At 61.3% G+C, this 26910-nt stretch carries 29 protein-coding genes and 2 pseudogenes; 12 read left to right on the top strand and 19 right to left on the bottom strand.

The features are described from left to right. Positions 1-404: 404 nt before the first annotated feature. Positions 405-1343, bottom strand: a complete 939-nt coding sequence (locus ACVWW6_RS20590) for a metallophosphoesterase (protein ID WP_456681336.1) — start codon at positions 1341-1343, stop codon at positions 405-407. 214 nt (positions 1344-1557) lie between these two features. Here ACVWW6_RS20590 and ACVWW6_RS20585 point away from each other — a divergent pair, with 214 nt between their 5' ends. Next, on the top strand, positions 1558-2046 hold the full coding sequence (locus ACVWW6_RS20585; protein ID WP_097532615.1) for a CDP-archaeol synthase: 489 nt from the start codon (positions 1558-1560) through the stop codon (positions 2044-2046). A 6-nt stretch (positions 2047-2052) separates the two neighbouring features. Here the strand turns inward: ACVWW6_RS20585 and ACVWW6_RS20580 are convergent, their stop codons facing one another. After that, positions 2053-2991 (bottom strand): metallophosphoesterase, encoded by a 939-nt coding sequence (locus ACVWW6_RS20580; protein WP_456681335.1) that lies wholly within the window; start codon positions 2989-2991, stop codon positions 2053-2055. Positions 2992-3266: 275 nt separating this feature from the next. Here ACVWW6_RS20580 and ACVWW6_RS20575 point away from each other — a divergent pair, with 275 nt between their 5' ends. The 3 genes from ACVWW6_RS20575 to ACVWW6_RS20565 all read left to right on the top strand — a co-directional run bounded on the left by ACVWW6_RS20575 (position 3267) and on the right by ACVWW6_RS20565 (position 4663). Continuing rightward, the gene (locus ACVWW6_RS20575) at positions 3267-3473 is read left to right on the top strand and encodes a hypothetical protein (RefSeq protein WP_060908345.1); all 207 of its coding nucleotides are present in this window, start codon (positions 3267-3269) and stop codon (positions 3471-3473) included. Between the two features lie 163 nt (positions 3474-3636). Beyond that, the gene (locus ACVWW6_RS20570) at positions 3637-3828 is read left to right on the top strand and encodes a hypothetical protein (protein ID WP_456681334.1); all 192 of its coding nucleotides are present in this window, start codon (positions 3637-3639) and stop codon (positions 3826-3828) included. Positions 3829-4360: 532 nt separating this feature from the next. After that, positions 4361-4663 (top strand): hypothetical protein, encoded by a 303-nt coding sequence (locus tag ACVWW6_RS20565; protein ID WP_456681333.1) that lies wholly within the window; start codon positions 4361-4363, stop codon positions 4661-4663. Between the two features lie 139 nt (positions 4664-4802). On the opposite strand, the gene ACVWW6_RS20560 is transcribed toward ACVWW6_RS20565, so the two are convergent. Continuing rightward, on the bottom strand, positions 4803-5546 hold the full coding sequence (locus ACVWW6_RS20560) for a choice-of-anchor tandem repeat GloVer-containing protein (RefSeq protein ID WP_456681332.1): 744 nt from the start codon (positions 5544-5546) through the stop codon (positions 4803-4805). 199 nt (positions 5547-5745) lie between these two features. Between ACVWW6_RS20560 and ACVWW6_RS20555 the strand changes: the two are divergent. After that, positions 5746-6414: pseudogene (locus ACVWW6_RS20555) on the top strand (SOS response-associated peptidase). 98 nt (positions 6415-6512) lie between these two features. On the opposite strand, the gene ACVWW6_RS20550 reads toward ACVWW6_RS20555, so the two are convergent. Next, positions 6513-6761, bottom strand: coding sequence for a hypothetical protein (locus tag ACVWW6_RS20550; RefSeq protein ID WP_027545907.1), 249 nt, complete (start codon positions 6759-6761; stop codon positions 6513-6515). A gap of 353 nt (positions 6762-7114) precedes the next feature. Here ACVWW6_RS20550 and ACVWW6_RS20545 point away from each other — a divergent pair, with 353 nt between their 5' ends. Continuing rightward, a complete protein-coding gene (locus ACVWW6_RS20545) occupies positions 7115-8137 on the top strand; it encodes a methyltransferase (RefSeq protein WP_060908348.1) in 1023 nt (340 codons plus the stop codon). A 147-nt stretch (positions 8138-8284) separates the two neighbouring features. On the opposite strand, the pseudogene ACVWW6_RS20540 reads toward ACVWW6_RS20545, so the two are convergent. Continuing rightward, positions 8285-9669 (bottom strand): annotated as a pseudogene (locus ACVWW6_RS20540) (IS1182 family transposase). A 144-nt stretch (positions 9670-9813) separates the two neighbouring features. On the opposite strand from ACVWW6_RS20540, the gene ACVWW6_RS20535 reads away from it, so the two are divergent. Further along, a complete protein-coding gene (locus ACVWW6_RS20535; RefSeq protein ID WP_060908349.1) occupies positions 9814-10047 on the top strand; it encodes an integrase core domain-containing protein in 234 nt (77 codons plus the stop codon). Between the two features lie 201 nt (positions 10048-10248). Here the strand turns inward: ACVWW6_RS20535 and ACVWW6_RS20530 are convergent, their stop codons facing one another. Next, entirely contained in the window at positions 10249-10815 is a 567-nt protein-coding gene (locus tag ACVWW6_RS20530; RefSeq protein ID WP_097532620.1) for a hypothetical protein, read from the bottom strand. Between the two features lie 554 nt (positions 10816-11369). Between ACVWW6_RS20530 and ACVWW6_RS20525 the strand changes: the two genes are divergently transcribed. Beyond that, positions 11370-12434 carry an IS110-like element ISBj4 family transposase gene (locus tag ACVWW6_RS20525; protein ID WP_370204754.1) on the top strand — a complete coding sequence of 355 codons (1065 nt, stop codon included), beginning with the start codon at positions 11370-11372 and terminating at the stop codon, positions 12432-12434. A 528-nt stretch (positions 12435-12962) separates the two neighbouring features. On the opposite strand, the gene ACVWW6_RS20520 is transcribed toward ACVWW6_RS20525, so the two are convergent. Both ACVWW6_RS20520 and ACVWW6_RS20515 read right to left on the bottom strand, forming a co-directional pair. Continuing rightward, the gene (locus tag ACVWW6_RS20520) at positions 12963-13436 is read right to left on the bottom strand and encodes a GNAT family N-acetyltransferase (RefSeq protein ID WP_162603689.1); all 474 of its coding nucleotides are present in this window, start codon (positions 13434-13436) and stop codon (positions 12963-12965) included. Positions 13437-13745: 309 nt separating this feature from the next. Then, positions 13746-13940, bottom strand: coding sequence for a hypothetical protein (locus ACVWW6_RS20515; protein WP_161534046.1), 195 nt, complete (start codon positions 13938-13940; stop codon positions 13746-13748). A gap of 331 nt (positions 13941-14271) precedes the next feature. On the opposite strand from ACVWW6_RS20515, the gene ACVWW6_RS20510 reads away from it, so the two are divergent. Beyond that, positions 14272-14457 carry a hypothetical protein gene (locus ACVWW6_RS20510; RefSeq protein WP_028174439.1) on the top strand — a complete coding sequence of 62 codons (186 nt, stop codon included), beginning with the start codon at positions 14272-14274 and terminating at the stop codon, positions 14455-14457. Positions 14458-14523: 66 nt separating this feature from the next. Here ACVWW6_RS20510 and ACVWW6_RS20505 read toward each other — a convergent pair whose 3' ends face one another. From ACVWW6_RS20505 to ACVWW6_RS20490, 4 genes are all read right to left on the bottom strand, one after another. Continuing rightward, a complete protein-coding gene (locus ACVWW6_RS20505) occupies positions 14524-14697 on the bottom strand; it encodes a DUF3606 domain-containing protein (RefSeq protein ID WP_456681331.1) in 174 nt (57 codons plus the stop codon). A gap of 97 nt (positions 14698-14794) precedes the next feature. Then, entirely contained in the window at positions 14795-14986 is a 192-nt protein-coding gene (locus ACVWW6_RS20500) for a DUF3606 domain-containing protein (protein ID WP_161534044.1), read from the bottom strand. A gap of 159 nt (positions 14987-15145) precedes the next feature. Next, on the bottom strand, positions 15146-15394 hold the full coding sequence (locus ACVWW6_RS20495; RefSeq protein ID WP_236842103.1) for a phytanoyl-CoA dioxygenase family protein: 249 nt from the start codon (positions 15392-15394) through the stop codon (positions 15146-15148). Positions 15395-15452: 58 nt separating this feature from the next. Then, the gene (locus ACVWW6_RS20490; RefSeq protein ID WP_456681330.1) at positions 15453-15746 is read right to left on the bottom strand and encodes a hypothetical protein; all 294 of its coding nucleotides are present in this window, start codon (positions 15744-15746) and stop codon (positions 15453-15455) included. Positions 15747-15840: 94 nt separating this feature from the next. Between ACVWW6_RS20490 and ACVWW6_RS20485 the strand changes: the two genes are divergently transcribed. After that, on the top strand, positions 15841-17193 hold the full coding sequence (locus tag ACVWW6_RS20485) for an NRAMP family divalent metal transporter (protein WP_456681329.1): 1353 nt from the start codon (positions 15841-15843) through the stop codon (positions 17191-17193). A gap of 153 nt (positions 17194-17346) precedes the next feature. Here ACVWW6_RS20485 and ACVWW6_RS20480 read toward each other — a convergent pair whose 3' ends face one another. Next, the gene (locus ACVWW6_RS20480) at positions 17347-17535 is read right to left on the bottom strand and encodes a hypothetical protein (protein ID WP_028174437.1); all 189 of its coding nucleotides are present in this window, start codon (positions 17533-17535) and stop codon (positions 17347-17349) included. Between the two features lie 176 nt (positions 17536-17711). Here ACVWW6_RS20480 and ACVWW6_RS20475 point away from each other — a divergent pair, with 176 nt between their 5' ends. Next, complete coding sequence (locus ACVWW6_RS20475; protein WP_456681328.1) at positions 17712-18926, top strand: mandelate racemase/muconate lactonizing enzyme family protein; 1215 nt, start codon at positions 17712-17714, stop codon at positions 18924-18926. A gap of 6 nt (positions 18927-18932) precedes the next feature. On the opposite strand, the gene ACVWW6_RS20470 is transcribed toward ACVWW6_RS20475, so the two are convergent. The 4 genes from ACVWW6_RS20470 to rocF form a co-directional block, all read right to left on the bottom strand. Further along, positions 18933-19217: a hypothetical protein gene (locus ACVWW6_RS20470; RefSeq protein WP_011088860.1), complete on the bottom strand. Its 285-nt coding sequence runs from the start codon at positions 19215-19217 to the stop codon at positions 18933-18935. A 114-nt stretch (positions 19218-19331) separates the two neighbouring features. Then, positions 19332-19874 (bottom strand): c-type cytochrome, encoded by a 543-nt coding sequence (locus ACVWW6_RS20465; RefSeq protein ID WP_456681327.1) that lies wholly within the window; start codon positions 19872-19874, stop codon positions 19332-19334. Further along, positions 19861-21129, bottom strand: coding sequence for a sulfite dehydrogenase (gene soxC / locus ACVWW6_RS20460; RefSeq protein ID WP_456681326.1), 1269 nt, complete (start codon positions 21127-21129; stop codon positions 19861-19863). The genes ACVWW6_RS20465 and soxC overlap by 14 nt, the downstream gene beginning before the upstream one ends. Before the next feature lie 164 nt (positions 21130-21293). Then, entirely contained in the window at positions 21294-22271 is a 978-nt protein-coding gene (rocF, locus tag ACVWW6_RS20455; RefSeq protein ID WP_028174433.1) for an arginase, read from the bottom strand. A 276-nt stretch (positions 22272-22547) separates the two neighbouring features. Between rocF and ACVWW6_RS20450 the strand changes: the two genes are divergently transcribed. Next, the gene (locus ACVWW6_RS20450) at positions 22548-22808 is read left to right on the top strand and encodes a hypothetical protein (RefSeq protein ID WP_097532407.1); all 261 of its coding nucleotides are present in this window, start codon (positions 22548-22550) and stop codon (positions 22806-22808) included. 27 nt (positions 22809-22835) lie between these two features. On the opposite strand, the gene ACVWW6_RS20445 is transcribed toward ACVWW6_RS20450, so the two are convergent. Then, positions 22836-25574 carry an EAL domain-containing protein gene (locus tag ACVWW6_RS20445; RefSeq protein ID WP_404521577.1) on the bottom strand — a complete coding sequence of 913 codons (2739 nt, stop codon included), beginning with the start codon at positions 25572-25574 and terminating at the stop codon, positions 22836-22838. Positions 25575-25635: 61 nt separating this feature from the next. Beyond that, entirely contained in the window at positions 25636-26853 is a 1218-nt protein-coding gene (locus tag ACVWW6_RS20440; RefSeq protein ID WP_456681325.1) for a FecR family protein, read from the bottom strand. Positions 26854-26910: the final 57 nt, after the last annotated feature.

Genomic DNA, 26910 nt, shown 5'->3' with positions numbered 1-26910 from the left:
GTCCGCTCTACCGCGACAACCGGACGATTTCAGAGCCGGTCTGTGCTTCGCGTTCGGGCCAGAAGAGACTTATGCATTGAGCAGATTGCGAGTTGAATGACTGCGCCCAGCACCTTCGTGCCGTGGAGGAGCTATTCGCAGGACCCAACCTTACATTGGCCTATGACTTGTTCGAGCCTCGTTTCGAAAACGGCGTCAGCGTGGGAAAGCAGGAAATACTTCGAAACGAAATATCAGGCAGCACGCTGCCATTCTCCCCTTCACCGGTGCCATAGGCCGGTTTAGAAGGAAGTCTCGGTTGCCGAGAGCTGCCTCGGGTGTTGGGGCATTTTTAGTCGGCGAGCTACTTCCCTCCTGACTCTTGTTTCAGGCTCATGTACGTGATGAACCGTATGAGGTCAGCGTCAGCCGCGGCGTAGACTGTGCAAGGTAATTTCCGGCGGGCAATTGAGGCGCACGGGAACGACGCTCGAGCCCGCACCAACGGAAGTATAGCCGGTCATATCTCTGTACTGCCAAGGCCCAGCCCCCATCCGTCTTGGTAGCACCGCCTCGAGCTTGATGGGAATGGATCCGGGGAGACAAATCTGACCGCCGTGGGTGTGTCCGCTCAGCATCAGATCAAAGTTGGCATGCGCAGCCTGACGATAGACCTCCGGTGTGTGAGACAACAAGATCGAGAACTCACCGCGGGGTATCGAGAGAGCGGCCTTTTCGATGTTGTCCACTCTGAAGAAATGTGCATCGTCGATTCCCGCCAGATAGATCCGTTGGTCCTTGCGAACGATTGTTTCGCATTCGTTGAGCAGCACGCGAATGCCCATAGTTTCAAGCCCTGGGACCATTTGAATCGTATCGTGGTTGCCGAGCACCGCATAGATTGGCTGTTTCAGATGAGTTGCCACTCGCGCGACGCCATCCAGCGCGGGCTGGAACGGCCCAACAGTCCGCCCCCGATAATCGCCAGTAAGGACACACACATCGTACTGCATGCTGCCAACCAGCTCGATGAGCCTGCTCATGGCAACTTCATTCATATCCACGTGAAGGTCGCTAATGTGCAGAATGGTGAAGCCCTCAAAGAGGGGCGGTAATGTCTTAAACCTCATTTCGTTTCGTTTGACGAGAATGCGTCCTGCGTTCTGTCGTGCACGCCAGTAGAGCCCTGTTGCCTTCAGAACATTTCGAATGATCCACTCGGCCCAAGATGAGTTTTCAAGGTGAAAAAATGTGAGGCCCTGGCCAAATACCTGAGCTTCGTGATCTCTTTCAATCCCCAATCGCTGCCGGGCGTGGAGCGGCCCGAGACGGATCTCGAGTTTGTGCAGAATGTCTTCGTCCACCAGCTAGTCCTTTCGAACGGCCTCCGGGCAGATATGGCGAATTCTCATGAGGCCAAGGTCAACCCGACAGTGGCTAATTCCCACGCTTCCATTGAATGTCGCGCTGGGTCATTTGGCTCGTGCACTGCAGCAAACTGCATCGCTATTCGATCACGTCGGCGCAGCCGAGCAGCGACGGCTTCAAGGATGAGCAACTATAAGCTAAGCTGAAGAAATGCAACTTCTGCATATTCTGCAATTATTAGTTTTAATGACGTTAGCGAACGGCGCACCGATCGTTGCAAAGAAGATTTTTGGCCCACGTTTTTCCTTTCCGCTGGATACCGGCACCGTATTTTTTGATGGGAGGCCGTTGTTTGGGCCATCGAAAACCATCCGCGGTATTTTGATTTCAGTCCTCATCACGACAGCAAGCGCCCCGCTTATCGGTCTGGATCTGACGATCGGTGCAATCGTAGCGGGCGCGACTATGGCGGGCGATTTGTTCTCCAGTTTCGTGAAGCGCCGCCTAAACTACCCGCCGAGCAGCCAGGCGCTCGGGCTCGATCAGGTTCCCGAATCCCTATTTCCGATGCTGGCATGCCGCGACGCGCTTTCATTGACGATCGCAGACATAGCGCTTGGCATCGGGATCTTTTTTATCGGCGCGCTACTTCTGTCTCGTTTTCTATTCCGAGCCCACCTGCGCGACGAACCATATTAGCCCCCGTTAGCCCAAACGAAGGCAGTGCAGGGTGATTTCTGGTGGACAGTTGAGACGAACAGGAACGACGCTCGATCCAGCGCCCACAGAGGTGTAACCAGCCATGTCGTGATACCGCCAAGCTCCTGCCCCCATCCGTCGAGGCAATACTGCATCAAGTATGATCGGAATAGATCCTGGCAGACAGATCTGCCCACCGTGCGTATGCCCGCTCAGCAACAACTTAAAATCGGCATGAGCCGCCTGACGATAGATCTCCGGTGTATGTGACAATAAAATGGAGAACTCGCCATACGGGATTTGCAATGCAGCCTTTTCGATATCGTCGGCCTTGAAGCAGTGGGCGTCATCGATCCCGGCTAGATAGATTTGCTGATCGCCGCGCACAATCGCCTCACTCTCGTTGAGCAGCATACGTATTCCCATGGCCTCCAGCCCCGGAACCATTTGGATGGTATCATGGTCGCCCAGAACTCCATAAACGGGCTCCTTTAGATGAGCTCGCAGTCGTGCGACGCCGTTCAAGGTTGCCTCGAACGGTCCAAAGTTCTTCCCCCGATAGTCGCCGGTTAGAACACATAGATCGTAGCGCATGTCGCCGACGAGTTCGATCAGGCGCTGCATGGCAGCTTCATTCATGTCCACATGCATGTCGCTAAGGTGGAGTATGGTGAAGCCGTCGAAAAGCGGTGGCAACTCCTTGAATATAACATCATTGCGTTTGACGAGAATGCTTCCTGTATTTCGGTGTCCGCGCCAGTAGAGACCGGTCAGCTTAAGCGCAGTTCGAATGACCGAATGGACTGGATACCAGCTCCTTATGTGAAAGGAGAGGAGGCCTCGGCCGAAGATTTGTGCCTCGTGGTCCGTCTCGATACCCAATCGCTGTCTGGCATGGAGCGGTCCGAGACGTTCCTCCAATTTGCGCAAGATCACTTCGTCCATGGAACAACTTCCTCCGAAATCGGCTCGACCTTCCATAGACTTGCGGTACCGGCGCACGGTTTCACGCTGCCTTGAGCAGGCCTCGGTTGATATAGTCACCGAGATGGCAAAGGCCTGGCTCTCCTTTCCGCGCAATAGACATCGTGAATTCATAAGCCATCAGCTCCGGTCCGCTTTGGTTTACCAGATCCCTTAAGCCTTCTCGTCCGCGAGCATGCAATGGTGGCTGCAGATCGGGGACAAATCCCGACAGGGAAGCGCCAGGGTCAGGCCGCATGGCGGCCTGGCCCGCCATCTCAGAAATGCAATGCCTACAAAACAACGCCACAAACGTCAAAACGCAAGAAATCAAAAGCGCGCTCGTTGCCATCCTCCTCGGCACCGATGCTATCGGTGCCACGCGAAACCTGATTAATATGGTCGCAGTATCCGTCGTCTCGGGCACGGTTCTGCTCGGGCTTCTTGCTGCCAAGCATTTTTGACGAGCAGCAATCGCGTATGCTTTGTTATGGCAGAACTCTGCCTTTGGGCGACTAGTCGCGTTCTCATCTTGACCGGACTGCTTGGGCTGCCACTATCGAGGTGGGGTTAACCCCTTCATTTTTACAGAAAATAATTGCGACTACGCCCGTCGGGAGATGGACGATGACCGAAGAAAGAATTGCTCGTCTACGGACCCATAAGAACAACATCGATCGGTATCGGCGCTTGCTCAAGACCAAGTTGAGTGAGGTTGAACGGCAATACCTCGAAAAGAGGCTTTCCGAAGAACAAGCTGCAATGAGAGTACATTTGAGCGCGGCTGAGCCGCCACCGATTATGGTCGCCCCGAAATGACCACCTCCGTTGCGCAAGCGACGCGGCTTAAGCGCGCATCGCTCGTTGCGATGAGAGCTTTCAGCCGATGAGTAGCGGCACCCGCTCTTTTCGGCTCGTCGTCGCAACGAACCAGATCGCCCGTTTCTGGAGTGTTAAAGCCGACAAGACGGTAGGTCCTACCTTCAATCCTTACGGTCTCGCCGTCGATCACCTCGATTGCTTGAGATACTCCGTCATAGCGCGGTGTCGCGCGAGGCGTATCTGGCCAGGCCAAGAACTTTGCGACGGCAACAAACGCGAAAACGCTCGCGGCTGACGCGCCTAAGATTGTGAGCCAGCCTAGGAATGTGCGGCGGCTTCGAAAGGGAATCACGGTCATTGTTTGCCATGCTGATCGGGGCCTCTGCAAGAAATTCTGGCCGTCTCTTCTCTGATAGCTAGATAAGAAACCGCCCCTGCTTTGAGTACCTCTTAATGGTACGCGCACGGTCTACCGTTTGTGCGCCACGAGCGGCATGATGGCGGCACAGTACGCCTTGAGGTAACGACCATGGCCAACGACCGCCTCGTGGAGCCGCCGCCGATCCCCCGCATCCGCAAAATCGGCATCGTCGGGACTGCACTCCTCTTGCTCGTGCCAATGGGCGCCTCCAGCGATCTTGGCGCGGGAGCGCGCATTTCTGAAGGGTTCGAACCGTTCGAGAAATCAGCGAATGAGCGCGTCGCGCATGCCTTCGATGAATTTAAGGATCTCACATCTATCCCTGACGAGCTGAAGACTGCACTGGCGTCGCTGAGCGAGAGCTTTCAGAGCCCGAAGAAACCGCAGGTTCAGGCTGAAGGCAATGAATGACCTGATCTGAAGGCTGCTACCGTTCGCACATCAGATGCCTTGGAAGAAGTGGCCCATTGGACGACTCGGGACAGCTGAAACGTCCGCTACGCGCGCGTACTGCGATTGCCGCATCTAACTCAGAAGCAGACATCGGATTTCACCTTTCGCGAATCTGAGAAGGGCCCAATAGGCGACCTCGGATTAACTTCCGAACATGCCCGCGGCAGCGATCTTGAATACTGTACCGTCGTTGGACACACCGCTCCTTGCGCCACCTTCGGTCGTGCCAAGCACGTTTCCGGAAGCGTCGCGTATCAATGTTCCTGTCGGCCTTCCGCCATCGGCGGATCCCCGTAAAACAATGCAGCACGACCTCACGCCAGCCTGTCGGTGTAGGGACCAATTTGAAGACCGTGCCAAAACCGTTCATATCGGGCTTGTCGCCCCCGGATTTGGTCGTGCCGTAAAGTGCGCCGGATTCCCCGACAACGAGCCGACTGTTCGGGACCTGCCCATCGCCAACTTCGCGCTTGAAATGATAGAGCACCTGTTCGGACCACTCGCCGCTGACAGATGGCGTCAGCGAAAACCCGACACCCCCGCCAAATTTGCCGCCGCCGCCTGTCGTGCCATACAGCGTTCCGCCAGTGCCAAAGGTCAGTCCCGCCATTGGTAGGCATCCACCAAAGCAATTTGAACCATCCAACTGCCGAAATGTTTGGATCACCGATTCCTCCCATCCGTGATCAGTTGGAGTGAGTTTGAAGACGGTGCCAAGCCCATCTTTCCCGCCGCCGCTCGTCGTGCCGTAAAGTACGCCTGTACGGTCCATCGCAAGACCACCGTTCGGATAGGCCCCGTCGTTGTCACCGGCAGAACGTGGAGGACCGTCATCGTCCATCCCTCCTGGCCGGAACTCAGCTTGAAGACGATGCCGGCATCCGCTCCGCCCTGGCCTGTTGTCGTGCCATAGAGCGATCCAGAAGTATCGGGGATGAGTTCAGGACGCGCAGTCCCAGAGCATCACGCCATACAAGTGGGGGTTCACCCAAACGAAGAGCGCTAGAGTCCCAAGTGTCAGACCTTCCAAGTAGGCAGTTATGTGCAATCTCTATTCGATCGCCACCAACCAGGCCGCGATCGCCGACCTCTTCCGAATCGTCCGCCGTTATGAAGGCAACCTGCCGCCGATGCCGGGCGTGTTTCCGGATTACCCTGCGCCAGTCATCCGGGACGTAGGCAACGGCGAACGCGAACTGGTGATGATGCGATGGGGCATGCCGCCGCCGCCGCGCACTGGTGGCCCGCCTGTGACCAACATTCGCAACACCTCGTCACCGCATTGGCGCTTGACTCAAGCCGGAGCGCCGCTGCCTCGTGCCGGTTAATGGCTTTGCCGAATATGCGCCGGAGCCCAATCAGGAGACGAAGAAGAAAGATGTCGTGTGGCTTGCACTCGCCGAGGCACGACCGCTGTTCGCGTTCGCCGGCATCTGGACGACCTTCAACGGTGACCGCGGCACGAAGTCAAAGCCGATTCCCGGACCGCATCAGGTCTATGGCTTCCTCACCACGACGCCGAACGCGATCGTCGAGCCGATTCATCCGAAGGCGATGCCGGTGATACTAACTACAAACGAGGAGCGCGACGTTTGGCGGGCGCGGTGGGATGAAGCCAAGGCGCTGCAACGGCCCCTCCCGACGAGCGGTTAACGATCGTGGCTCGCGGAGCCGATAAGGAAGATGTGGCGGCTATTGGTGTGGGATAGCTGGCCCAAGTGCAGATCGCCGGCCCCGCCTCGATGGCAGCGAGCGCGGCAGTATTGGAGCAACGGGTGATGTGCGGGAACATTGGCCGCGGACGTCCCTACTCCTCCGCCAGCTTCCGCTCGATATAAGCGTCCACCGTTTCGGCAAACGAGCGCTGCACGCCGACCGCGAGGTCGTGCTGGTCGAGCGCATCGCGCTGGAGCACACGCAGGCCGCGCCCGCGGGCGCTGACCGGCGCCGTGTTCAGATATTGATCGATGGCGCCCTTGGCGATCGGGATGGCCTTCGGATCTCCCCTTGCGATCAGGAGCCGCAAGAGGCTCTGGCATTCGGCCAAGCCGGGCATGGGATCAGCGCCTTCAGCCTTGCTGTGATTTCGGCTTCGGCCGCTTGACCGGCTGGGTGTGGGTGCCGAACAGCGCCAACAGGAACGCGACTTCTTCCTTCGAACCGATCTGGATCATGATTGTCTCCTTATCGCTTGGTTGGTCGAGGCCGACGGAAAAGGAGTTCAGGACAATCGGGTTTCAGGATTGTTTCAGGCGTGTTTCGTCGGGGCCGCCACGTTGCAGATGGCCGCCTGGAGACAAAGCGGAACATCCGCACCGTCGGCCACCACGTCCGCCAAGGACCACGGGCGGAAGTAGTCGGCGACCCGGCAGCCGTGTATGCTGGTTGTTTTCGCTTTGGAGAATTGCCATGACCGCCAATACTCCTGAACAGCTGCCGCCGCACATCCAATTGATCCAAATGGGAGCGGCGGCTACTTCAAGAACCGTTTGCGTCGCTGCAAAGTTGGGACTAGCCGATCAGCTCGCATCTGGGCCGAAGAGCGCTTCGGAACTAGCTGGTCCGATGCAGGTGCATGCACCGTCACTGCATCGATTGATGCGCACTCTAGCGAGCCTGGGCATCCTGACAGAGCAATCGGCGCAGCGTTTTGCGTTGACTACCTTGGGCGAGGCTCTGAAGACCGGTGCGCCGGGCTCTGCAAGATCGTCCCTGCTTGTTTTCGGGAGTGCCTGGCAGCGCGGTGCTTGGGATTATATGGAATACTCTGTTCAAACGGGCAAACCAGGCTTTGACAAAGCGCACGGTATGCCATTTTTCGAATATCTCGCACATCATCCAGAGCAGGCATCGCTATTTAGCGAGACAATGATCGGCCTCCATAATCAGGAACCTCCTGCCGTCGCTGCTGCATATGGATTTTCGGCTTTCAAGACCATCGTTGACGTTGGCGGTGCGACCGGCAACATGCTGGCCACTGTGCTTTCCCGTCATGATGGACCGCGCGGCATCCTGTTCGATCGTCCGCATGTCGTGACTGACGCGCCGGCATTGCTAACTGCCCGGGGTGTAAGCGACCGGGTGACGATAGTGCCTGGTGATTTTTTCCAGAGCGTCCCTGCCGGGGCGGACGCCTACATTCTTTCGCACATCATTCATGACTGGGACGAGGACCAGTGTCTCACGATCCTTGGCCACGTCCGCAAGGCAATGCCCCCCGACGCACGGCTGCTTGTCGTCGAAATGGTTCTTCCATCCGGCGATGCAGCTCATCAGGGAAAGATGCTCGATATGGCAATGCTGGTGCTGCTGGGAGGGCAGGAAAGAACGGAGTCCGAGTATGCATCACTTCTTGGCAAAGCCGGTCTTCGCCTGACGAGGGTCGTGCCCACCAATTCAGCGGCAAGCATCCTCGAAGCAGTGGTGGCTTGAGCGAGAGACGTTTGACGGATGTCCGCTGTGGGTCTTGGTCGTGAAAAAAACACCGTTCCCTGGGGAAGTCGGTGAGAAGCTAGGACCGGCTTGGTCTCAGGCCACGATCGCAGCCATCAGCTGCTTGCTCCCGACGATGTTCAAGACTCACGTCAGATTATAGGCCAGGACCGAGAGTGCCATCTCGGCGGCTACTTTTGGGAGGGTTTTGGTGAGGAAGTGTGTCGCTCCCAAGCGAGCCTTCATCGTGCCGAACGGATACTCGACTGTCCTCGCGACGCTGTCGCATTGCCTGTGGGTTTGCATCGAGTCGCTGCTGCACCGCCTCGAGCAGATGCTCATGCTCCCATCGCGTAATCCGCCGCTCTGGCCCGGTCGTACATTGCGATTTGAGCGAACAATTTTGACAGACTGTGGTCCAGTAACGCCGCAGCATCTTGCCGTCTTCTTCGCTTGTGTAGCGATACGGCAGTCGCTCCCCAGCTGGACCGCGATAGGCGTCCTCCCCTGGCAAATACGCAAAGTCCTGCTTACCGAAGCGCCCCTCGGATTTGGCGCCAGACGTCTGCGGCTTAGGCAGCGTTACCGTGATGCCGGCCTCGTGGCACGCGAGAATCTCCGGGCTGTTGAAGTAGCCGCGATCGGCTACAGCTTCGAGTGTCTCGGTCTTTAGAACAGCCTTCGCCTGCTTGGCCATATTGGTGAGTTGTGCCCGATCTGAACCGCTGTTCGTCACCTCGTGCGTCACGATCAAATGATGTTCGGTGTCGACGGCGACCTGCACGTTGTAACCGACGACGCCGGAGCCGCGGCCGCTGGTTGCCATCGAGCGGCTGTCGGGATCAGTCAGGGAGATTTGCTGATCCAGCGAAGCAAGCATCTGCTTCTCGTAGACAGCAAGCTTGCCCATTTCCTCCTTCAGCTTCGTCAGCTTCTCGGTCAGCCTCGTCACCTTGGCGGCCAGCGCCTCCGTCGGCTCCTGCCGGTCGGCCACGTCAAGTTGGCTCAGATAGCGCGCAACGCTCTCCTCCAGCCGGGCTCGCCGCCGCTCCACCTTCGCCCGCTTGAAGTTCTTGTTCCCGGTTGTTCGCCGCTTTGAATTTGCTGCCATCGATGGCGACGCTCGATGTCGCGAGGAGACCCATTTCACGGCAGAGTTCGACGAAGCGTGCACATACCTTGCGCCAAGCCATTGTCTTTGCGGAAGTCCGCGATCGTCTTGTGATCGGGAGTGAGCCGGCCCAGCAGCCACATGGCCTCGACATTGCGTCCGGCCTCTCGTTCGAGCCGTCGGCTCGACTGCACCCGGTTCAGGTAGCCGTAGATGTAAAGCTTCAGGAGAACCGAGGGATGGTATGACGGCCGACCGGTCGCCGCCGGCTCCACTCCCTCGAAGCTTAACTCGGCCAAATCGAGCGCATCGACGAATACGTCGATCACGCGAACAGGGTTGCTCTCGTCAATGAAATCATCGAGGCATTCGGGCAATGCGTCCGCTGCCCACGATCCGCCTGCTCAACGAAGCGCCTCATCAGCTTCCCCCGCAGAATCACGAGGGAATCATAGCAAAGCAGCGGCGTTTTCACACAGCCAGGGTCAAAAGCTGGCGTCGCAGTCGCAGCGGCTAAGTCCGCAAGGGTGAGAAGCGGCCATGCGGAGCTCTCTGGAAATGCCCGATGCTGCCATCATGCCAGTGTTTTACCCGACGGAGCGCCAAGGCTGAAAGCTTCATGAAAACACTCAAGGCCGAACAGATTAACGGCAAAGCCTTTGCCGACCTCAGCGACGCCCGCCGCCACATCAACAGCTTCATCGCGGAGGTCTACAACAAGGAGCGCCTGCACTCGGCGCTCGGATATCAGTCGCCTCTTGAGTTCGAAACCGCGTTCGCGCAAAACAACGTGCGGTAACGCACGTGACAACCCCGCTGTCACTGTAATTATCGTGTCTCACTTCAGGGGTGCAGTCCAGCACTGTCACCGTAATCACAGGAGCGGACCATCTGACCTAAATCATGAACAGAAGAAGAGCCCAGCTGTGGTGGGCTAGGCTCTCGTTCAGCGATTGATGGCCGCCTCAACACCATCTTTACGGCGACATCGGGTTCAGGATCACTTGATTTCCCAGGACGTGTTGTGCGGGATGTCCATCGCAAAATAATCGCCAGAGCCAGCCAACGCAGGCATAGCTATGCACGCAAATGGTTCGCTTCCGGTGATGCCCTTATACTTACCGGTGCCGCCGGTGATGATATGCGTTCCACAATCCATCTTCGGCTGGGCCTTGTCGAGGTCTCGAGTATCGAAGGTCGAGAAAATCTTGTCGCCGTCGCTGTCGGCGAGCACGCAAGCTCCGTCAATGTATTTCTTGTCTCCGGACGCGACGTTCAGCGCCACGCAGCGTGCTGACATCTTGTCCAGCATCTTCTCCCCCTTCATGTTTTGAGTGGTCCCGACCGCCTCCAGCGTAGTGGCCTTGCCGAGTTCGGCGGTGTCAATGCTCATCAAGGGCCGAAAAATAAAGTGCGTCACATAAGGAGTAGTCCCCTTCTTTTCAATCGGCTCTCCCGCCACAGCCGCGGGGGCAAAGGACACGAGCGCTACAGCAAAAGCCGTTGCTTTGGTGAGTCTCATCGCTGCGGTGAATGTGGGGACTCTGCGCACGTTGATGAAGTTCATGAGTGCCTCCTTAGATCAAGCGGCGGTTCAGGTCTCCGCCGTGAACTGCCGCGAGTTGAAATCGACCTGCGTATGCTTTCTCCTGTCAAATCGAGTTGCACGCCGGCGCCGAGCGTCAACGTGATCATGCTTTCATAATGCTTCGCCTTGGACTGACGAAGTATGTGGGGATGGTGGCTCCAATCATCGGTTTTGACCTCAATACAGGGCTCGACCGAACGACCTGGAATGTTCACATAATAGCACGGAACGCGGCGGACGTCAGCGTCATGCCCAGAAAACGCAGCGCGCACCGTCAGCTATCCTGACCGAATGCGCTATACAAAATGCAATTCTCCTGCTGTTCGGATGAAGCACGGTGCACATGGGTGCAGCGACTCTGTGCCGCTCTTCATGCTTTGCGTCGTTCCGCTTGCAACTCAGGAGGTGAGCATTGAGCGACGTCGATTTCCGCAGCCACCAATATCCGCAATATCCGCTAATGGGATGGTCCGGCCGTGCTCCTGCCCCGCCAGCGATAAGCTGACCAGGGGCGCCAAGACAAGGAGCACGCCATGTCCCAGACACCCAGTACTGCGATCGCCGTGATCGGCATCGATATCGGCAAAAACTCGTTCCACGTCGTGGGCCACGATACGCGCGGCGCCATCGTGCTGCGGCAAAAGTGGTCGCGTGGCCAGGTGGAGGCGCGGCTCGCCAATATACCGCCTTGCCTGATCGGCATGGAAGCCTGCGTCGGCGCACATCATTTGAGCCGCAAACTCGCATCGCTTGGTCACGATGCCAGGCTGATGCCGGCCAAATATGTCCGCCCCTATAGCAAGGGACCGAAGAACGACTTCAATGATGCCGAAGCGATTGCCGAAGCCGTGCAACGCCCAACGATGAAGTTCGTGGCGACCAAGACTGTAGAGCAACTGGATCTGCAGGCGCTGCATCGGGTGCGCGAGCGCCTGGTGTCGCAACGCACCGGCATCATCAACCAGATTCGCGCCTTCATGCTCGAACGCGGGATCGCGGTGCGCCAGGGTATCGGCTTCCTGCGCACAGAATTGCCCACCATCCTTGCGACGCGCACCGATGCCCTGTCGCCACGCATGTTGCGTGTCATCGAGGAGTTGGCAGGTGACTGGCGTCGGCTGGACCAGCGCATCGATAGCCTCTCCGGCGAGATCGAAGCACTGGCCCGTCAAGATCAGGCATGTTCGCGCCTGATGACGGTGCCTGGCATCGGGCCGATCATTTCGAGCGCCATGGTGGCCGCGATCGGCACTGGAGACGTCTTCTCCAAAGGCCGTGACTTCGGCGCCTGGCTCGGACTGGTGCCCAAGCAGATCTCGACGGGAGACCGCACGATCCTCGGCAAAATCTCACGGCGCGGCAATCGCTACCTGCGCGTTCTGTTCGTGCAGGCGGCATGGGTTGTGCTGGTCAGGATCAAGAACTGGGAACGTTACGGACTCAGATCCTGGATCGAAGCCGCCAAGAAGCGATTGCACCACAACGTGCTGGCGATCGCACTCGCCAACAAGCTTGCCCGCATCGCCTGGGCGGTGCTGGCTAAAGGACGCGCCTTCGAGCTGACAAGGACCAACGATGCAGGCGTCCGACCCGCTTGATCGTCGCGCCGTGCTCGGCGCGGTCAAGGCGCGGCCTGGCAACGCCGGAGCCAGCCGCAAGCCAAGCGCAACGGCCGGCCTTGACCGCCCGTGCGCGCGACGCGACGCACGTCCTGCGGGCCGGGACGAAGGAACGGCCCCTGGCTCGAACACAGGAACTGCGAGGTAGGAGGAGCATGCGATGACGTAACCCCATCAACAGGTTCCAGCCGAGGTCTGCGAGAGGATGAGACGAGATGGAGGTTCGGTCTTCCCGGCGCATGCGAACACTGGTGACCCAAATGGCCCAATCGAGGCCTGTCCGCTAATGAGAACGCGCGCGCGCTGATATCCATGATGGCCCGGAGCAAATGCTCCAATCAAAGGCCGGATACATTGATGCAAGACCACTCACCACCTGATCGACGAATCTCTTGCTACGCACGGCCGGACCATACATCACAAGCTGGCGTCGCAGTCGCAGCGGCCAAGTCCGCAAGTGTGAGAAGCGGCCACGCGGGGCTCTCGAGAGTGGTCGATGGACATGTGCTAGTTGGCGAGAACCTTGGTCATGCACCAGAACGGAACATCGGTTTGCCCGTGCTCACCGGCAACCTGCTCCATGATGTCCGCTTTGTGATGCCAGCCCATGCGCTCGTAGAAGCGGCGCGCACGGTCATTGCCAACGACACAGTGCAGTTCTGCCTCGGCAATGCCGCCCTTGGCCATCTCAATTTCAGCGGCTGTCAGCAGACTTGACGCAACGCGCGTCCCTCGATGTGGCATCGCCACAAAAAGTTGGCCCAAAAGCTGGCCTCTCCACGCCGAAAACGCCACGACCTCTTCGTTCAACTCCGTTACCAAAGTCGAATGCAGGAGTGCCGTCATCCTTTCCAGGAAAAATTCCATGGACCGACGGATAATTTCTGCGTGGGGCATGAAGGGAGCCTGGGTCTCGTGCCAAACCGCGTGATAGAGAGCGGCCACCCGAGAGATATCTGACGCGTGGGCACGACGGATCATCGCGCTTTCTCCGGTAAGCCGAAGGACGGGTAGAGCGCAGCGAAACCCATCATCCGCTGCATGTGACCGAGCACGCCGCTATCGTCTTCATCGGGTGGGACCGAGCGATGGGTTTCGCAAATGCTCTACCCATCCTACGCGCTGTGGCAATCCTGACATCATGCCAGTGTTTTGCCCGACGGAGCAAACTCTATTTAAATGCAGCAAATCGGATTTGGCGGAATGACAAGGCGGAACATCCGCCCGTCGGCCACCATGTGCGCGAAGGGCCCCAAGAGGCGAGATCCGAAACCGTCAACGATCGCGCTCTCACTGCCTCTGGATGATGTTGGCCGAGCTGGTTGGCTGCGGTGGCGACGCTTCCTGGACCTGCGCAAGGTAGGCCTTGTCGTAATACTCCAGGGCGAGGATATGCATGGCCCTCGCTTTTTCCGGGTCGGATTCTGCCAGAGCCATCCGGGACGCGATTTCGGCTTGCTTCAAATAGTACTCGGCGGTCGGCACGATGGTTTCCCCCAACGACGCCACCTAACGCACAGAATTGCAACTTGTTCCCGGGATGGATTCAAATTTCCGAGGCGGGCTTACCTGTTCTGTTCGGGGTCAAGAGCTGGCGTCGCAGTCGCAACGGCCAAAGTCCGCAAGGGCGAGAAGCGGCCATGCGGGGCTCGCTGGAAAATGCCCGATGCTGCCATCATGCCGGTGATTTGCCCGACGGAGCAAACTTTATTCAAATGCAGCAAATCGGATTTGGCGGAATGAAATCTGTTCGCGTCAGGCTGGGACATGCCCTCCCAGGAGGGCGCAACCGGAAAGGTTTTCGGAGAGATCGCCGATGTACTACGTCGCCGCCGCACTGCTGGGGTTATCGGGACTGTTCTATTCCGCGAGCCATCACGAGCTCGGCCAGTTCGGCGCGGACGTGTGCCGCTACGGCGGCACGTTCTGCGACAATCCGGTGGTCGTCTTCACCGGCGCGGCGCTGGCCGCGGTCTGGGGCATGTTCGTCAGCGTCAAGTAGCCGGACGCGAAGTTCACGTCTCGTTGTTCTCATGGCGCTCGCGCACGATGCTGTCGGCGACATGCCCTACCCTGCGAGCTCCTTGCGGACGGCCGCGGCCGAATTGCCGACCTTGTCGACGGCCCTTTGCAGCTCCTCCTTCGACACGCCGAGCGCATGGGTCCAGTATTTGACCTCGAAGGCCTCGTCCATGTTGATCTTGCTGCGGTCCGGCTGCTCGCGCTTCGTCAGATTGTCCATCGGCCAATTCCTCGCTTCCTGAAAACGGGAAACGTCGTCGTCGGCGCGCTGTTCCTAATCCGGCTGCCGGCTTCGCCAGCGCGGTCAGGCCGGCGGCTTACGCCTCCGGCTTGCCGGGCCTCGCAGCGGCCGCTTCCTTGACGAGGGCCGAGATCGAATTGCCAGACTTGCGAAGGGCGTCGGCGAACTGATCGGGCGACAGCTTGAGGCGCTTGCGCAGGGTCTTCACCTGCACCTTGTCGCTCAAGTCGAGCGCATTGCGAAAATTGGCCGGCTTGAGCCTGTTCATGACTGTCTCTGCTGGTGAGGGGTGAGGCCGAACCGCGACAAGGCGGGCTTGACGCCGCCGTCGCCGCGATGGTGACTGTCCCGCTCCTTGCGAAGATTCCGTCGCCGCGGAGACAACATGCGCGATGAAGCGACGTTCCTCCGCATCCGGAATTATCGCTCAGGAGGGGATAAACACCTCGCTGGTGTCCATGCGCACGTTGCGGACGGCGCGACAGGCCTCAATGCTCGCCCGATCGCCCACCGGCATGAAGCTCAGCAACAGCGAGCGCCGCCGCGCGCCGGAGCGGTTGCAGGTCGCCCCATGCGGCAGATCGGCGTCGAACACCAGGATGTCCCCCGCCTCGCCGGCCGTCACGAGCGACAGGGTCTCGTCGGGCGCGCCGCGGTCGAGATGACGCGGGACCACGCGCGTTGAGCCATTGTCCGGCCGTAAGCATCGAGGAAGACCAGGGCGGCGACGGCCTTCATGCCGGCGCCATCGCGATGCAGGGGCTGGTGGCCGCCGCCAGCAGCGGCGGCAGGCGACAGGTCCGCTGCACCGTCGGATCGAGATCGACAAGGGCGTGGCGCCAGCCGGCGCCCCGGGGGGCCGCCCACTGGTCGCCGGTGCCCACGCCGGACTCGAAAGCCGCGCGCAACCCATCGCGCCACGCCGCGGGGACTGCGCCGCGCAGCAGAAGATAACCGTCACGGTCGAGAGCCGCAGCCTGCTCAGCCTTCAGGGGATCGACCTTCGTGGGCGCCGGATCGCGGTTCATGGCGCTCCCTACAGCCTCAACGTGCCGTTCGCAAGGGCTGGCAGCATCGGCTTCAGCAGACGCACGACGCTCATTGTGCAGGAACTTTGCGGCCATGAACGCGCTTAAGATCAGGATTCGCAATTCCGGAAGGTCCGCCCTGAAACACCGCCCCGCCAAGCACGACAGCGCCGACGCACCGACGAAGTCCGAGCCGACGCTGCTGCAACGACTGGGTCCCGGCCTCGTCACCGGGGCGGCGGACGACGATCCATCCGGCATCGCCACCTATTCGCAGGCCGGCGCGCAATTCGGCTACGGGCTGCTCTGGACGGTGTTTCTGACCACGCCGTTCATGATCGCCATTCAACTCGTCAGCGCGCAGATCGGCCGGGTCACCGGAAAAGGGCTTGCCGCCAACGTGATGCGGATCGCGCCGCGCTGGGCGGTGCTGGCGCTCGTCGCCATGCTCGTCGCCGCCAACACGTTCAACATCGCCGCCGACATCGCCGCGATGGCCGAGGCGCTCTCGCTCGTCATCGGCGGTCTCAACCACGAGCACGCGCTGATCTTCGCGGCGGGCTCGACCCTGCTCCAGGTGTTCCTGCCCTATCGCCGCTATTCGCCGGTGCTGAAATTCCTCACCCTGGCGCTGTTCGCCTATGTCGCGACCGCCTTCACCGTGGAGATCCCGTGGAGCACCGCGCTGCTCGCCGCGGTGTGGCCGAAGGCGAATGTCAGCGCCGATTATTTCATGATGGTGGTCGCCGTGCTCGGCACCACCATCAGCCCCTATCTGTTCTTCTGGCAGGCCTCGCAAGAGGTCGAGGAGATGAACCAGGGCAAGCGCGACCAGCCGCTGCGCGAGGAGACGCGGCGCGGCGGCGCCCCTGAAATCGCGCGCATCAAGGCCGACACCACGTTCGGCATGCTGCTGTCGAACGGCATCGCCTTCTTCATCATCCTGACCACGGCCGCCGTGCTGAACGCCAACGGCGTCACCCACATCAATTCGGCGACGGAAGCGGCCGAGGCGCTGCGGCCGCTCGCCGGCGACTTCACCTTCGCCCTGTTCGCGCTCGGCATCATCGGCACGGGCCTGCTGGCGATCCCGGTGCTGGCGGGGTCGGCGGCTTACGGTGTTGCGGAAATCTTCGGCTGGCGTGCCACGCTCGAGGCAAAGCCCGACGAGGCCGCCGGCTTCTACACCATCATCGCGGCCGCGACCGCGATCGGCTTCGGCCTCGGCTTCACCGGGATCGACTCGATCCACATGCTGGTCTGGAGCGCCGTGCTCAACGGAATCGTCGCCGTTCCGATCATGGCGATGATGATGCTGATCGTCTCGAGCCGCGCGATCATGGGCCGTTTCAGGGCCCGGTCGTGGCTGGTCGCGCTGGGCTGGCTCGGCACCGCGCTGATGGCGCTGGCAGTCCTCGCTCTGCTCGGCTCGTCAGTGGTTCGCTGACTAACCTTGCGACAGTGCCGCCGAAACCTGCGATGCGATGATGAAGGCCGCAAACACGGCCGGCACGCTGATGAGCCGCAAGAACTGGTCTATCGAAAGCATCGCTGTCCCCCCAAGACAACTGCAAAGACAAAAGCGCCTTCGCTCGCCGCGCTACTTCACCCCTTGCGCAACGTGCTGATCGGCCGTCAGAAACTGATCGGAAATAGCGGCCCCGCTGATTGTGAGCAGCGCCAGAAGCGAGATCATGCCCAGAAATTTCATGGGTGGAGGGTCGGTCCCGATTGTGGCCAAAAACGTCAGCGCCCGGCGCATTTTCGCGACGATCCCCGGAAAGATCATGGCCGTCCCATCGGATCCCACGGCATTTCCCCGCCAAAGAGGGGCGAGAGGCAGCCTCGGCCGCAGCGCTGCGGGCTTCACGCCGGTCCATGGTTGGCCTAACAGTTGCCGTCAGGACCGGGCCTTGCGACCTGGCCACAAGAAAAACAAAGTCCCGCTGGGCGACAGGGAGCGACATGACCAAATCGTCAAAAGCAACAAGCCTTGAAATCCTTGCCTGCGATGCCGGCTGGCGAAACTACCACTTCGTCAAGCTGACGACCGACGACGGCATCGTCGGCTGGAGCGAGTTCGATGAAGGCTTTGGCTCACCGGGCGTCGGCGCGGCGATCCAGCGCCTGTCCACCCGCATCATCGGGCAGAATATCTTCCAGCATGAGCGCATCTACGCCGAGCTGTTCGCCGCCACGCGCCCCGCCGCTGGCGGGGTGGTGGCCCAGGCGCTCGGGGCGATCGAGAACGCCCTGCTCGATGCCAAGGCGAAGTGCCTCGGCGTGCCCTGCTACGAGCTGCTCGGCGGCAAGATCCGCGACCGTGTCCGGGTCTACTGGTCGCATTGCGCGACGTGGCGGATCAATCATCCGTCCTGGTACAAGCCGCCGATCGAAAGCCTCGACGGCGTCAAGGCGATGGGCCGCGAGGTACGCGAGAAGAAGTTCACCGCGCTCAAGACCAACATCTTCTCCTACGACGACGGCAAGCCGACCGGCTGGCGGCCCGGCTTCGGTTCACCTTTCGAGCCCGAGATCAACGTGGACCGCAAGATCCTGCGCGACCTGCGCATGCATCTGGAAGCGATCCGCGACGGCGCGGGCCCCGACGTCGACATCCTGCTCGACTGCAATTTTAACGCCAAGACCGAGGGTTACCTGAAGATCCTGCGCACCATCGCGGACCTCGACATGTTCTGGATCGAGATCGACAGTTTCAATCCGGAAGCGCTCGGCTACATCCGCAGGCAGAGCCCGCATCCGATCTCGTCCTGCGAGATGCTGCTGGGCTTGCGCGAATTCCTGCCCTATTTCCATGAGCAGGCGATGGACGTCGCGATCATCGACACGCCCTGGAACGGCGTCTGGCAATCGATGAAGATCGCATCAGCCGCGGAAGCGTTCGAGGTCAACGTCGCGCCGCATAATTTCTATGGCCATCTCTGCTCGATGATGAACGCGCATTTCTGCGCGGCCGTTCCGAACCTGCGGATCATGGAGATCGACATCGATCGCCTGTCCTGGGACCGCGAGCTGTTCACGCATGAACCGGAAATCGAGGACGGCCATCTGATCATTCCGGACCGGCCCGGCTGGGGCACCGAGCCGAACGAAGAAGCGCTGCGCGCGCATCCGCCGAAGACGAACGGCGGTCTTCTCAACTATGGTCGCAAGAGCTGACGGGGACTACGGCGTCACGGGATTGACGGTCGGGGACGTCTTCGGCCCCGGCCGCTCCGGCTCGACCGGCGATTTCGGTTCGGTGGGAAGCACCTTGGCGCCGGCGGCGTGTGCAGCCTCGCCCGTGGTTGCATACATCGCGACATGGGCCGGCTGCGTCTTGGCCCGGCTCCACGGCCCATGATCCACGACCAGCATCGCAGCAATCGTCAAGGCGGCCACGATCAACGCGATCACGCCGGGATGGCGAAGCGCCTTGGACATGGAGTTAGCGAAGCGATCAGCTGCCATCGAAGGATCCGTGCTTTTTTCCTCTCGCAGGTTAATTCAATGACGTCCCGCGAGTTCCGCCTTCGCCGAAGCAAGTTCCAAGCCAACGCAGGGAACCTCGTCCCCCGCGCGCGTTCACTTTTTGATGTCGGGCCGCGCATCGCCGACAAACCTGTCGCGGTTCGGCATCTTCACGGCCGCAAGCGATTTCGCGTCGAGCGTCGCGTCCGCTCCCACTAGCCCGTTCAGGTTCAGGACATAGGCCGATACCGCATAGACATCCTCATCGCTTAGCGATTGCGGCGCGTTCTGCGGCATGGCGCGACGGATATAATCAAACAGCGTCGGCGCATAAGGCCAATAGCTGCCGACGGTGCGAATGGGCCTGGCCGTTCCGATCGTACCTTGCCCGCCGGCGAGCCGATCACCCAAGCCGCCCTCGCCTTTTTCGCCGTGACACGAGGCGCATTGTTGAGCGAACACTTCACGGCCACGGCTGACTGAACCACTCCCGTTCGGCAGATTGCTGCCGTCGCGCCCGATATCGATATTCCAACCCGCGATCTCGGCGGACGTCGCCGGCCGACCGATGCCATAAGGGCTTTGCGCCTGCGCAACGCTCCCAAAGGTGCACAGCATGATTGCTAGCGCGATGCCGCAAATCTCACGCCAGCGCATTGGTCACCTCGCCGTCCGCCGCGATGCGCCAGGGCCAGACCGCATTGTTGTGGTAGAAATAATTCTCGCCGCGCACTGCGAGCAGTTCGGCCAGCGTCGGCTGCACATAGCCGGTCTCGTCAATGGCGCGGCTCTGGATCACCGCGGGCTTGCCGTCCCATTGCCACGGCAAACGGAAGCGTGTCAGCGCACGCGTCAGCACCGGCTCTTGCAATCGCGCGTTCTGCCAGCTCCTCCCGTCGTCGACGGACACCTCGACGCGGGCGATCTTGCCGTGCCCGCTCCAGGCGATGCCGGTGACCTCGTGGAAGCCGGGCGCGCTCAGACGCTGACCGCCGGAGGGACGGGTGATGATCGACTTCGCTTCCATGTAGAAGGAGAACTCCCGCGCCGTGCCGTCGGACAGGAGATCGGTGTATTTCGAAGTCTCCTCGCGCGAATACACGGGCTCGGCAGTCACATGCAGGCGGCGCAGCCATTTCACGCTCATGTTGCCTTCGAAGCCCGGCAGGAACAATCGCAGCGGATACCCTTGCTGCGGTCGCAGCCGCTCGCCGTTCTGGCTGTAGACCAGCATGGCGTCCTCGAGGCATTTCTCGATCGGAATGCTGCGCGTCAGCGCGGCCGCGTCGGCCCCCTCGGCAACCACCCATTTGGCCTCCGGCTTCAGCCCCGCCTCCTGAAGCACCAGCTTAAGGCTGACGCCGGTCCATTCCGCGCAGCTCACCAGGCCGACGAGATCCGATGCCGTCTTGCCATACGGCTTGGTGTAACCGGGATTGCCGGAGCATTCGAGAAAGTGGATGCGCGACTCTGACGGGAAGCGCCGCAGATCGTCGATGGTGAAGATCAGGGGCCGTTCGACAAGGCCGTGGAGCATCAACCGGTGCTGCGCCGGATCGATGGTCGGGACGCCGCCATGATGCCGCTCATAGAACAGCCCGTTCGGCGTAATGATGCCGTCGAGCTCCTGCAAGGGCGTCCGGCTGGACGCCGAAATGTATTGCTTGAGAGCCTTCGAGATGTTCTTGACGACGCCCTTCTCGAAGGGCGATGGCGCACCATAGAGCTGACCTCCCGTCGGCTCGCCCGGTGCCTTCATCCATTCGGGAACATTGGGCGGAAGATTGTCGGTCTCCGCAGCAGCAGTGCTTGTGCCGAGAACGGCGCCGCCGACCGCGGCCGAGCCGGCAGTCAGGAAGCGACGACGAGTGGTCGTCACGGGATCATCGTCGGCATGTGTCGTGCTGCTCATTGCGGGCCCCCGGCTGGCGCTGAGACCGCATCAAACATTCTGACGACGGCATTTGCAATTCGCAGCTATTTCAAAAGCAGGCGATTTCGATCAGCGTTGATCTAAATCGCCCGGCAACAACAGCAGTTCCTTTCCTTGCAGCGCACAATCGCCGTCCGCCCGATTCACTCGCCCGGCGCGATCGCATTGCTTGGCGTCGGCCGGTCGGTGATCTGCTGCCCGAACAGGCTGCCGATCAGCTCGACCGCGGTCCGCGCGGTTCGACCACGTTCGTCCAGGAATGGATTGAGCTCAACGATGTCGACCGACCCCACCACGCCGGAATCGTGCAGCAGCTCCATGATCAGATGTGCCTCGCGATAGGTCGCTCCGCCCGGCACCGTGGTTCCGACCCCGGGCGCCACGCATGGATCGAGGAAATCGACATCGAAGCTGACATGCAGCACGCCATTGCTCGCCTTGACCCGCTCGATCACACGGCGGATCAGCACGGCGACGCCGAACTCGTCGATCTGGCGCATGTCGACAACCCTGATCCGGCGTGCGCGCATCAGCTCCTTTTCGAGCTTGTCGATCGACCGCGCGCCGAACAGATCGAGCCTGTCAGGATCGATCGACGCACGCGGGTCATCGCCGAGCAGGCCGTCGAGGCCCGGCTCGCCACACAGAAACGCGGCGGACATGCCATGCATGTTCGCCGTGATCGTCGTTTCCGGCGTATTGTAGTCGGCATGCGCATCGAGCCAGAGCACGAACAGCTCGCGTCCGCGCTCCTGCCAATGGCGCGCCATGGCATTGACCGAGCCCATCGACAGCGTGTGATCGCCGCCAAGGAAGATCGGGAGCGCACCGGTTTTCGCGATCTCGTAGCCTCTGCGGCTCAGCACGCGTGTCCAGCGCTGGATTTCGCGGTAATGATTGGCTTTTTCGGGCGGCCTGTCTGCGAGGTCCCTGACCTCGGCCGCCGTGAGATCGCCGTAGTCGACGACCTCGAAGTCCAGGCTCTCGAGCAGCGTCGCAAGGCCGGCGGTGCGCAGCGCCGCCGGGCCCATCAGGGTGCCGCGCTGCGAGGCCCCCATGTCGATGGGCGCGCCGAGCAAGGCGATGCGCCGGGCTCGATCCGGCATGGTCCGATCGGTCACGGCAGTCTCCTGACATCCACAAGATCGTGCCAGCCTAACAGAGATTCGTACCCGTCGTTTCACGGGTATTTCCCGGTGAAAAGACGCCGAGCGAGAAGCCGTCCCGGAACAAAATCCCGCGCGCCGCATTTCCCCTGCAAGGCCGGCACCCGCCGTACATTACGGCGCCTGTCGCGGATAGCCAAAGGTCTTCGGACCCGCTGTTCAAAACGAGCGCTCGCGCGGATAGCCAAAGGTGCCGGCCTCATTCACCTCGTCAGAGCGGAGTTTACGAATTTGAGCACCGAAATTCCGCAGCCCCCGTCCCAGCCCGGCATGGCCGAGCGCGCCATCGACGCCGCGGCCGACGTCTCCCACACGATCGGCGAGGTCGCCGGAGGCTTGCGCGCCGCTGTCGACCGCTTGGCGCATGTCATCGACGAAGCTCGAAAGCCGGGTAAACCGCTCGCGACGGTCGCCGCGATCACACGTGAAGCGCCGCTCGCGAGCCTGTTCGTCGCCTTCCTGTTCGGGGTTGCCATCGCCCGCCGGCGTTAGCAATGAAGCTTGCGTGGCGTGAGTCAGCTAGGCAGCGGTGACGGATCGGGGCTGGGTCAGGAACTGCCGTTCGAACGCATCCGCGGGCATCGGTCGACCGAAGAAATAGCCCTGCCCTTCCTCGCATCCCATGCTGACCAGGAAGTCGGCCGTGGCACGGTTCTCGATGCCCTCGGCCACGACGGTGAGCCCGAGTTGCTTGCTGAGGCCGATGGTCGAACTGACGATCGCGGCATCGTCGGAATCGGCGAGCAGATCGAGCACGAACGACCGGTCGATCTTGAGCCCGTCGAGCGGAAATTTCTTAAGATAACTGAGGCTCGCGTAGCCGGTGCCGAAGTCATCGAACAGGACGCGGACGCCGAGCTCCTGGATCCGCTTGAACATGTCGAGCACGCGGCCCTCGTCATGGAGCAGGATATCTTCGGTGACTTCGAGCTCGAGCAGCGCCGGCGTCAGCCCTGTTGCGCCGAGCAAGGCCGCAGCCGCATGCGCGAGATCGCCGGATTGTAGCTGCGACGGCGAGAGGTTGATCGCGACGCGCACGCTGTTGCCGGACAATTCCCACGCACGCGCCTGCCGGCAGGCCGTCTCCATCACCCAGTTCGCGATCCGCTCGGACAGCGCTGAGGTATTGACCACCGGCATGAACTCCCCGGGGGAGACGTAGCCGCGCACGGGATGCCGCCAACGGATGAGCGCTTCAGCCCCGACCAGGCCGCCGTCGACCAGGCGAACCTGCGGCTGGTAGAACAGTTCGAATTCGCCGCGATCCGCGGCAAGCGCCAGTTCGCTCTCAAGCGTCAGACGGTTCTGCAATTCCTGCCTGATCGCACTCTCGAAGATCACGTGGCTGCCGCGTCGCGTCGCCTTGGCGCGGCTCAGCGCGAGATGGCCGTTGCTCAGGAGGTCGTCCGCGTTGTGTCCACCGTCGGGATAGACGGCAACGCCGATGCTGATCCGGACTCGGTGCTGCCGTGTGCCCGTTACAAGCGGCGCTTCGAACGCGCGCGCGATCCGCTCGGCGAACGCCACAATCGGCTCGCCAGCCTCCGCACAATCAAGTGCGATGGCGAATTCGTCGCCGCTGAGCCGGGCGACCACCGCCTTACCAGCGATTTCGGTCCGGAGCCGCTCGGCGACGGACTGCAGCACGAGGTCGCCGGCCGAATGTCCAAGCATGTTGTTGATCTGCTGGAAGCCGTCGAGCCCCAGCACGAGCAGTGCGACGTCGGAAGACCGCCGCTCCGCCGCGGCGATCAGACCGGTAAGGCCGGCATGCAGCATGTTGCGGTTGGCAAGACCCGTCAGCGCGTCGTGTTCGGCGAGATATCTGACGCGTTCGACCTCGCGCTTGCGGACCGAGATGTCGCGCAGGATCGCTCCATACTGGAAACCGTCCGTTCCCTGCCAGCCCGAGAAGCTCGCTTCGACGGGGAAGGTTTCACCGTTCTTGCGCCGGCCCTCGAACTCGACGACGACCGCCCCGCCGGGCACGAGGAGCGCCTGGCGTGCGGCATCGCGCATGGACGGCCTTGCGTCGCCGTCCGTCGGCACGGCGCACAGCGTGTCGAACGGGCGGCCGATGATCTCGGCCGGCATGTAGCCGAAGATCACGCTCGCGCCGGGATTCCAGACCGTGATCCGGTGATCCTCGTCGGTGCAGACGAGACCGTCGCCGAGCGACATGGCGATGCGATGAAAGCGGCTCTCGGCGATGCGTCCCAGGAGACCGCGGAAATCGATCTCGTCCAGCGCGATCGCCGTCAGATAAGCGATGATCGCGATGTGGAATAGCGATGTGTCAACGACGAAGGGCCATCTTGCCTGCACGAGGGCCGCGGTCAGCTCGACCGCCGCTCCGGCCGCGATGAGGACCGCAACGCGATATCCCGATGCGAAGCGGCGCCACGAATACATCATGAGCAGGCAGATCACACCCAGGCCGAGGATCATGCCGGCATCGGACGTCCAGCGCAGCATCCGGTGCTGGAGGATCGATTCCGCCGCCAGCGCCTGGAGGACGGGCCCCGAGACGATGCCGCCATTCGGAACGCTGAACCGGTCGCCCAGCTCGAGCGCGGTCGCACCGACGATGATCTTCTTGTCTCTGAGCTTGTCGAGTGTCGCGGTATCGCCATGCAGCACGTCGACAAAGGAGACACGCGGAATGGAGGCCGCCCGAATACTGAAGTCGATCAGGAAGGAGGATCGCCGATTGGCGTCCTGCCCAGCCAGCACGATGGCCATCGACGGCATAAAGGCGTCGCCGAGCCTCTCGCCGACCGGATAACGGCGAACGAGCCCGTCGGATTCGACCGCGACATTGACGACGGCCGGCCACGACTGGTTGCTGAACGGCTTCAGGGGGCGATTGACGTGAGCTGGGCCACCATTCGGCGCCGGCTGCTTGAAGGACGGCAGGATCGTCGAGCCGCCGACCTCCCGAAGCGCCTTGACGAACGCCTCGTCGGAGGCCGGTTCCGAGGGCGTGCTGAAATCGACATCGAAAGCCACCTCCTGCGCGCCGGCGCTTTCGAGTTTGTGCAACAGCTCTGCGTGGAGCCGGCGCGGCCAGGGCCACACCCCGATCTGGTCGATCGAGGGCGCGTCGATGGACACCACGACGACATTGCCGCTTGCGGCACGCGATTGCCAGGCAAACCGCAGATCGGTGAGCGCATTGCGCAGCGCGCCATGCCATCCCGTGGACAGCACGACCGCCAGCGCGATCACGACAAGAATATGCGGCCGATGGCGTTTCACTTTGTTCCCCTGCACCGGCGGTACCTGCGGCCAGGCGCTCCCCTATGCCGACGACACGGTCCTAGTGATGACCCCTGCCCCAATACCAACCGTAGTGGTGGCCATGACTGCCGTTACCGTTGTCGCCGTTATTCCCGTTCCCGCTGTTCCCGTTGCCGTTGTTGCCATTATTGCCGGTGCCACCGCTTCCATTGCTGGTCGCGCCAGTCCCGTTGCTTCCGCTCCCAGAGCTTCCTCCGGACACATCGCCGGTCGACCCGGCAGTGGTCGCAACGGTCGTCGTCGCACTTGACGACGAAGATGTGGCACTGGCCGCAGATACACTGCTGCTGACGGTGACCGCCGTTACGGTGGAGCTGTTGGCGGCTGTGGTCGTGGTGCTCGCCTTCGTGTCGCTCCAGACCGTCTCGGTACCGGTGCTGGCGTTGGCGTTGCGCACGTGCCCCGGCGCAATTGCACCGTGGGCGAGCCCATGCGTGACCTTGTGGACGTTCAGCTTGACCTCGCCGAGCGAGCTGGAGATGCGCGCGACGCCGCCTTTGGGCGCCTGACCGCCAACCGCCTTGGTCCCCTTGTCGATCGGACCCAGCGCATGGATCGCATGGCCGCTCGCCGCGTTGCGCGGCGCCGACAATCCCGATTTCGGCACAGGAATTCGCTCGATCGTCGAGGCGCGCGGCTTGCCATGTTCGATCGGATTGAACGTCCCCGCGCCGCTCAGGCTGAGGCCGGGCTTGCCATGCTCAAAGGCCGTGGCCGCTTGTCCGGGCATGACCTGAGCGATCTGTCCCGTCTTGAAGTCTGAGACTTCGACCTGGCCGCGGAGCACGCCGACCCTGGTGCTGCCCGCATTCACGGTGACGCTGAACTGCGTTCCCTTGACCACGGCGGCGAGGTAGGGCGTCTCGACCTCGAAATGCTTGACGTTACGCTTCTCCACCTCGAGCAGGATCGAACCTGACTGCTGGATGATCGTGGTCGAGAGACCTTCCTTCTTCTCGGCCGGCAAGCCGACCACCGAATTGGGAGATATCAGTATCGTTTCCTCGCCGCGGACAAGCAGCACGCGTCCGGTACGTCCGGTGCGAATGGTATCGCCGGGCTTGAGCGCCTCCTGCTGATTCAACGACACCTGCTGCGCGCCGTTGGTGGCGACCCAGACCTCGCCGGCGGCTTTGCTGACCGACCAGACGCCATCCTCCGCCGCGAGTGCACCGGAAGCCATTCCCAGGATCAGCGCCGCCGCGAAGGCGCACCGCATTCCAATTCTGCCGAGCATCACGATCCTCAGTCCGCGTTACGTCCGGGCCTGAGGGGTATTCGAAATCACTCAAGA

The organism is Bradyrhizobium sp. USDA 3311, from assembly GCF_054062495.1.
The sequence above is the reverse complement of the archived record's forward strand: the minus strand, read 5'-3'. Positions and strand labels throughout refer to the sequence as shown.

What these genes read in the sequence shown, in the direction of transcription:
- ACVWW6_RS20440 (WP_456681325.1), bottom strand. Translation starts at nt 26,853, where the DNA reads ATGCTCGGCAGAATTGGAATGCGGTGCGCCTTCGCGGCGGCGCTGATC.
- ACVWW6_RS20490 (WP_456681330.1), bottom strand. Translation starts at nt 15,746, where the DNA reads ATGAACCGCGATCCGGCGCCCACGAAGGTCGATCCCCTGAAGGCTGAG.
- ACVWW6_RS20585 (WP_097532615.1), top strand. Translation starts at nt 1,558, where the DNA reads ATGCAACTTCTGCATATTCTGCAATTATTAGTTTTAATGACGTTAGCG.
- ACVWW6_RS20575 (WP_060908345.1), top strand. Translation starts at nt 3,267, where the DNA reads ATGGCGGCCTGGCCCGCCATCTCAGAAATGCAATGCCTACAAAACAAC.
- ACVWW6_RS20580 (WP_456681335.1), bottom strand. Translation starts at nt 2,991, where the DNA reads ATGGACGAAGTGATCTTGCGCAAATTGGAGGAACGTCTCGGACCGCTC.
- ACVWW6_RS20565 (WP_456681333.1), top strand. Translation starts at nt 4,361, where the DNA reads ATGGCCAACGACCGCCTCGTGGAGCCGCCGCCGATCCCCCGCATCCGC.
- ACVWW6_RS20530 (WP_097532620.1), bottom strand. Translation starts at nt 10,815, where the DNA reads ATGAACTTCATCAACGTGCGCAGAGTCCCCACATTCACCGCAGCGATG.
- ACVWW6_RS20535 (WP_060908349.1), top strand. Translation starts at nt 9,814, where the DNA reads ATGCTGCCATCATGCCAGTGTTTTACCCGACGGAGCGCCAAGGCTGAA.
- ACVWW6_RS20470 (WP_011088860.1), bottom strand. Translation starts at nt 19,217, where the DNA reads ATGGCAGCTGATCGCTTCGCTAACTCCATGTCCAAGGCGCTTCGCCAT.
- soxC (WP_456681326.1), bottom strand. Translation starts at nt 21,129, where the DNA reads ATGAGCAGCACGACACATGCCGACGATGATCCCGTGACGACCACTCGT.
- ACVWW6_RS20545 (WP_060908348.1), top strand. Translation starts at nt 7,115, where the DNA reads ATGACCGCCAATACTCCTGAACAGCTGCCGCCGCACATCCAATTGATC.
- ACVWW6_RS20485 (WP_456681329.1), top strand. Translation starts at nt 15,841, where the DNA reads ATGAACGCGCTTAAGATCAGGATTCGCAATTCCGGAAGGTCCGCCCTG.
- ACVWW6_RS20475 (WP_456681328.1), top strand. Translation starts at nt 17,712, where the DNA reads ATGACCAAATCGTCAAAAGCAACAAGCCTTGAAATCCTTGCCTGCGAT.
- ACVWW6_RS20510 (WP_028174439.1), top strand. Translation starts at nt 14,272, where the DNA reads ATGTACTACGTCGCCGCCGCACTGCTGGGGTTATCGGGACTGTTCTAT.
- ACVWW6_RS20550 (WP_027545907.1), bottom strand. Translation starts at nt 6,761, where the DNA reads ATGCCCGGCTTGGCCGAATGCCAGAGCCTCTTGCGGCTCCTGATCGCA.
- ACVWW6_RS20480 (WP_028174437.1), bottom strand. Translation starts at nt 17,535, where the DNA reads ATGATCTTTCCGGGGATCGTCGCGAAAATGCGCCGGGCGCTGACGTTT.
- ACVWW6_RS20570 (WP_456681334.1), top strand. Translation starts at nt 3,637, where the DNA reads ATGACCGAAGAAAGAATTGCTCGTCTACGGACCCATAAGAACAACATC.
- ACVWW6_RS20560 (WP_456681332.1), bottom strand. Translation starts at nt 5,546, where the DNA reads ATGGACGATGACGGTCCTCCACGTTCTGCCGGTGACAACGACGGGGCC.
- ACVWW6_RS20505 (WP_456681331.1), bottom strand. Translation starts at nt 14,697, where the DNA reads ATGGACAATCTGACGAAGCGCGAGCAGCCGGACCGCAGCAAGATCAAC.
- ACVWW6_RS20500 (WP_161534044.1), bottom strand. Translation starts at nt 14,986, where the DNA reads ATGAACAGGCTCAAGCCGGCCAATTTTCGCAATGCGCTCGACTTGAGC.
- ACVWW6_RS20520 (WP_162603689.1), bottom strand. Translation starts at nt 13,436, where the DNA reads ATGATCCGTCGTGCCCACGCGTCAGATATCTCTCGGGTGGCCGCTCTC.
- ACVWW6_RS20465 (WP_456681327.1), bottom strand. Translation starts at nt 19,874, where the DNA reads ATGCGCTGGCGTGAGATTTGCGGCATCGCGCTAGCAATCATGCTGTGC.
- ACVWW6_RS20525 (WP_370204754.1), top strand. Translation starts at nt 11,370, where the DNA reads ATGTCCCAGACACCCAGTACTGCGATCGCCGTGATCGGCATCGATATC.